Origin of the sequence: Amycolatopsis sp. SID8362 (assembly GCF_010550475.1) — a bacterium.
Lineage (GTDB): Bacteria > Actinomycetota > Actinomycetes > Mycobacteriales > Pseudonocardiaceae > Amycolatopsis > Amycolatopsis eburnea.
Map to the genome: position 1 here is coordinate 1 of NZ_JAAGNB010000708.1, position 2,243 is coordinate 2,243.

General features: G+C 74.0%; 3 protein-coding genes. 1 reads left to right on the forward strand and 2 read right to left on the reverse strand.

Going from position 1 to position 2,243, the window contains the following annotated elements:
- The coding region (locus tag G3I65_RS21855; RefSeq protein WP_160697762.1) for a dihydrofolate reductase family protein at positions 1–542 on the reverse strand (542 nt) is incomplete at its 3' end.
- Positions 543–632: 90 nt separating this feature from the next.
- Here G3I65_RS21855 and zapE point away from each other — a divergent pair.
- Positions 633–1,652 (forward strand): cell division protein ZapE, encoded by a 1,020-nt coding sequence (zapE, locus tag G3I65_RS21860; RefSeq protein ID WP_160697763.1) that lies wholly within the window; start codon positions 633–635, stop codon positions 1,650–1,652.
- Here the strand turns inward: zapE and G3I65_RS21865 are convergent.
- Positions 1,606–2,157 carry a phosphatase PAP2 family protein gene (locus tag G3I65_RS21865; RefSeq protein ID WP_160697764.1) on the reverse strand — a complete coding sequence of 184 codons (552 nt, stop codon included), beginning with the start codon at positions 2,155–2,157 and terminating at the stop codon, positions 1,606–1,608. The two genes, zapE and G3I65_RS21865, sit on opposite strands and share 47 nt — an antisense overlap.
- Between the last annotated feature and the right edge of the window lie 86 nt (positions 2,158–2,243).

Below are 2,243 nucleotides of genomic sequence, written 5' to 3' on the forward strand. Positions count from 1 at the left end.
CCGCCTTCGCACGCGATCCGGCGCAGGCCCCGCTCGCCCAGCAGGTCGAGCGCGTGCGGCAGGTCGACGTCGGCGGTGCCCGCCCGCAGGACCGACGCACCGGCGGCTTCGAGCGCCCCGGTGTCCGCGGACTCCGTGGTGACCACGATCGGGGGTACCACGGTCTCGGTGAACAGCCGGGAAGCCGGGTCGAGGTCCGCGGTCCGGGTCACCACCGCGATCGGCGGGACGCCGGTGAACCCGAGGCGGCGACGGCGGTCCAGGCGCTTCGGGCCCGCGACGACCCCGCGGTAGTCCTCGGCGCGGGCGGTCCCGGCGCCGACCAGGATGACGTCGGCGAGGTCGCGGCCGAGCAGGAAGACCCGCCGGTCGGCGGTGTGGGACAGCCCGGCCGACGTCGTGTCCACCTCGACGGCGCCGTCGGCCGACGCGACGAAGTTGACCTGCACCCACGCCCGGTCGAGGTTCGCCGGGTAGGCGTAGATCCCTTCGAGGTCTTCCCCGGTCAGCTCGCCCGTCGAGAGGGGCCACACACTCCGCACGGGACCAATCCCAGCACGGGCGTGAAGCACGTCTCTACCGGGGCACACGGCCGCCCGGACGGGGGAAGGCGGCGGATAGGGTCTGCGACCATGCCCGCGCACCTCACCGGCCGCCGTCCCGAGCTGTCCGCCGACGAGCTGATCGGCGCGCTGGTGCCGCCGCCGCGCTTCGACGCCGTCCGGTTCGAGACCTACCTCCCCAACCCGGACGAGCCCAGCCAGGCCGCCGCGGTCGAGGCGTGCTCGGCGTTCGCCGCGAAGGTGGGGGCGCGCAAGGAGAAGAAGCGCTTCAAGCTCTTCGGTGGCTCGGCCGAGCCGAGCGGGCCGATGGGCCTCTACCTCGACGGCGGCTTCGGCGTCGGCAAGACCCACCTGCTGGCTTCGGCGTGGCACGCGGCGCCCTCGCCCAAGGCGTACGGGACCTTCGTCGAGCTGACCCACCTGGTCGGCGCGCTGGGCTTCGCCGAAGCCGTGCGGCGGCTGTCGGAGCACCGGATCCTGGCGATCGACGAGTTCGAGCTGGACGACCCGGGCGACACCACGCTGGTCACGCGGCTGCTGCAGGAGCTGATGGACGCGGGGGTCCACATCGCCGCGACGTCGAACACCCTGCCGGAGAAGCTGGGCGAAGGCCGGTTCGCCGCGGAGGACTTCCTGCGCGAGATCCAGACGCTGTCGGCCCGGTTCGGCGTGGTGCGCGTCGACGGCCCGGACTACCGCCACCGCGGCCTGCCGGACGCACCGCCGCCCGTCACCCCGGAGGAACTGGCGGCGTCCGCGGCCGCGCACGAAGGGTCCACTGTGGACGACTTCGACGCGCTGTGCGAGCACCTGGCTTCCCTGCACCCCTCCCGCTACGGGCGGCTGCTGGACGGCGTCACGCGCGTGCACCTGCGCGGCGTCCACCCGGCGCCGGACCAGAACGTGGCCCTGCGGCTCGTGGCGTTCGCCGACCGGCTCTACGACCGCGCGATCCCGGTGGTCGTGTCCGGCGAGCCGCTGCCGTCGCTGTTCACCGAGGAGATGGTGAACGGCGGCTACCGCAAGAAGTACCTGCGCGCGGTCAGCCGCCTGACGGCACTGGCACGCGACGCGGCGCCGGCCAGCTGAACAGCACCACGGACACGGCGAAGAGCGTCCCGCCCACGACGTCGGTCAGGTAGTGGTACCCCATCCCGACCAGCCCGGCGGCGGCCGCCAGCAGCGCGAGCGCGGACAGCACGGCCACGACCGCCTTGCGCGTGACGAGCACGAGCACGGTCAGGACGGCCACCAGGCTCACGGTGTGGCCGCTCGGGTAGACGAGGGTGCCGTTCTTCCAGCGGTCGTAGAGGGGTTTCAGCAGCCAGCTCGTCAGCAGGATGGCCAGCACGGGGACGCCGACCGCGAGCGCGGCTTCCAGACGCCGTCCGGCGCGGAGGCAGAGGACGACGGCGAGCACGCCGAGCGCCAGGACGACGTAGGGCTCGGTGGGGAGCACGAGCGCCCGCACGACCCCGGGACTCAGGTGCGCGACGGCGCCGGCGGCGGTCGCGTCGACGGCGCCCGGGGCGGTGCCGCCCGCGAAGGGCAGGCCGAGCAGCAGGGCGAGCACCCCGCAGCCGGCGGCGGGCACCCACAACGTTCTCACCGCCGCGAGGGTAGTCGCGCCCCTGCGGCCGGTGCCGGGGCACGGGACGACGTGAATGACTCATTCATGTC

Bases quoted from the DNA above. Each gene is read 5' to 3' on its own strand.
- zapE (WP_160697763.1), top strand. From the start codon at position 633: ATGCCCGCGCACCTCACCGGCCGCCGTCCCGAGCTGTCCGCCGACGAG.